Annotated in this window: 2 protein-coding genes; one reads left to right on the top strand and one right to left on the bottom strand. The window is 72.5% G+C overall.

Annotated features, from left to right (window positions below; translation table 11 throughout):
• Window positions 1–141: 141 nt before the first annotated feature.
• Window positions 142–1,110, bottom strand: a complete 969-nt coding sequence (locus BIU97_RS06115) for a beta-ketoacyl-ACP synthase III (RefSeq protein ID WP_071255098.1) — start codon at window positions 1,108–1,110, stop codon at window positions 142–144.
• Between the two features lie 338 nt (window positions 1,111–1,448).
• On the opposite strand from BIU97_RS06115, the gene BIU97_RS06120 reads away from it, so the two are divergent.
• Entirely contained in the window at window positions 1,449–2,420 is a 972-nt protein-coding gene (locus BIU97_RS06120; protein ID WP_071255096.1) for an aldo/keto reductase, read from the top strand.
• Window positions 2,421–2,483 lie beyond the last annotated feature (63 nt).

Below are 2,483 nucleotides of genomic sequence, written 5' to 3' on the forward strand. Positions count from 1 at the left end.
CTGGTGTCGGGCGACCCACCTGGAGCTGGGCCCCGGCCCGAAGCCGGGCCCGGGGCTCTGGTCCCGGCCGCGGCCTCGGCCTCGGCGAACGTCCCCGGTCCGGGGCGGGACGCCGCACCGGTGTCGGCGAGCCCGCCCGTCCTAGAAGGACCGCACCGGCGTCCGGACGACCTGACCGGCGTGTGCGAACCCGCCGCCGAAGCCGAACAGCAGTGCCGGCACACCCTCCGGCAGGTCGCCGCGCGCCCATGCCTTCGACAGGCCGAGCGGCACGCTCGCGGCCGAGGTGTTGCCGGACTCGACGACGTCCCGCACGACGAACTTCGACTCACCGCCCAGGGCGGTCACGAGCGGCTCGATGATGCGCAGGTTCGCCTGGTGGAACGCGAAGACCTCGATGTCGTCGAGGGTGAGTCCCGCGGCCTCGACGACGGCGCGGGCGTGGCCCTCGGCCTCGGTGATGGCCCAGCGGTAGATGGAGCGGCCTTCCTGCTGGAAGTGCTCCGGGTCGCCGGAGACTCGGACTGCGTCCTGCAGGTGGGGCACGCTCCCCCACGAGACGGGGCCGATCTCCGGCGTCTCGGTCGCGCCGAGCACGGCGGCTCCGGCGCCGTCGCCGACGAGCACGCAGGTCGAGCGGTCGGTCCAGTCGGCAATGCCGGACAGGATCTCGGACCCGACGACGACCGCGACGTCGGCGGACCCGACGCGGATGGCGTGGTCGGCGAGGGCGAGGGCGTACTCGAAGCCGCTGCACGCGGTGTTGATGTCGATCGGGGCGGGGCCGTTGGTCATGCCGAGCGCCGCGGCGACCCGGCCGGCGGTGTAGGGCGCGCGGTCGCGGTGCGTCGTGGAGGCGACGATCACGAGGCCGACAGCGGACGGCGCGACGCCGGCGTCGGCCAGGGCGTTGCGCGCGGCCTCGATCGCCATCGAGGTGACGGTGTCGTCGGGGCCGGCGATGTGCCGGGTCTCGATCCCGGTTCGGGTCCGGATCCACTCGTCGTTCGTGTCGACCATCGTGGAGAGCTCGTCGTTGGTCAGGATGCGTTCGGGCTGGTGGTGACCGAACCCGAGGATCCGGCTGCCACGGAGTGCTGGGGTGTTCACCCTCGGCACGCTACTCCCCTGCCGGACGGCCTCATGCCCGTGCAGGCATGATCCGCGGCGTCGAGCGGCCGCAACACGGCAGCACCGCGGTGGACCGTTGTCCCGAGCGACCGTGCCGCGTCCCGAGTCCCCAGGCTGCCTCCGAGTCGTCGCGCCGAGCCCCGAGCCCCCACGACGCGCCCAGACTCACCACGCCGCGCCCAGAGCCGTCACGCAGCGCTCGAGTCACTGAACCCTCGGACACGGCGACCGTCACCATTGCCGGGTCCGCTCGCCGCGGCCCCGACCGGTACTCCCAGGGCCTTCCGCCGACGGGGTCCGGCGCGTAGACCGGGTGCATGGACTACACACACCTCGGACGGACAGGGCTGTCGGTCTCGCGAGCCGTGCTCGGGACGATGAACTTCGGCCCGGAGACCAGCGAGGACGACTCGCACGCCATCATGGACCGGGCCCACGAGCTCGGCGTCAACTTCTTCGACACCGCCAACGGCTACGGCGGCTCGGTGGGCAAGGGTGCCACCGAGGAGATCATCGGCCGCTGGTTCGCGAAGGGCCACGGCCGTCGCGAGAAGACCGTGCTCGCGACGAAGGCCTACGGCGAGATGATCGACTGGCCGAACGGCGGCCGGCTCTCGGCGCTGAACATCCGGCAGTCGCTGGACGCCAGCCTCCGCCGCCTGCAGACGGACCACGTCGACCTGTTCCAGATGCACCACGTCGACCGGGACACCCCGTGGGACGAGATCTGGCAGGCGATGGAGCTCGCGGTCGCGCAGGGCAAGGTGCTCTACGTCGGGTCGTCGAACTTCGCCGGGTGGCACATCGCCCAGGCGCAGGAGGCCGCGGCCCACCGCAACTTCCTCGGCCTGGTGAGCGAGCAGTCGATCTACAACCTCGTCGTCCGTGACGTCGAACGCGAGGTCCTGCCGGCCGCGCAGCACTACGGCCTCGGCGTCATCCCGTGGTCGCCGCTGCAGGGCGGGCTGCTCGGAGGCGTCATCGAGAAGACCGAGAACGGCTCGCGGCGGCTCTCCGGCCGCAGCGCCGAGTACGTCGATGCACACCGCGACCAGCTGCAGGCGTACGAGTCGTTCGCGAAGGAGCTCGGGCACACCCCGGGCGAGCTCGCCTTGGCGTGGCTGCTGCACCAGCCGGGCGTCACCGCCCCGATCACCGGCCCGCGCACGATGGAGCAGTGGGAGTCCGCGGTCCGCGCGGTGGACGTCCGCCTCGACCAGCGGGCACTCGACCGGCTGGACGAGCTCTTCCCGGGCCACGCGACCTCGCCCGAGGACTACGCCTGGTGACCTGATCTGACGCACGGTGCCGGTGGCGGCCCGACGACCGGCCACGGACGGGAGGCACGGTGC

Source organism: Curtobacterium sp. MCBA15_009 (assembly GCF_001864895.1).
In the GTDB taxonomy this organism is placed as follows: Bacteria; Actinomycetota; Actinomycetes; order Actinomycetales; family Microbacteriaceae; genus Curtobacterium.

Excerpts from the sequence above, each read along its gene's own strand:
- BIU97_RS06120 (WP_071255096.1), top strand. The coding sequence starts at position 1,449 with ATGGACTACACACACCTCGGACGGACAGGGCTGTCGGTCTCGCGAGCC.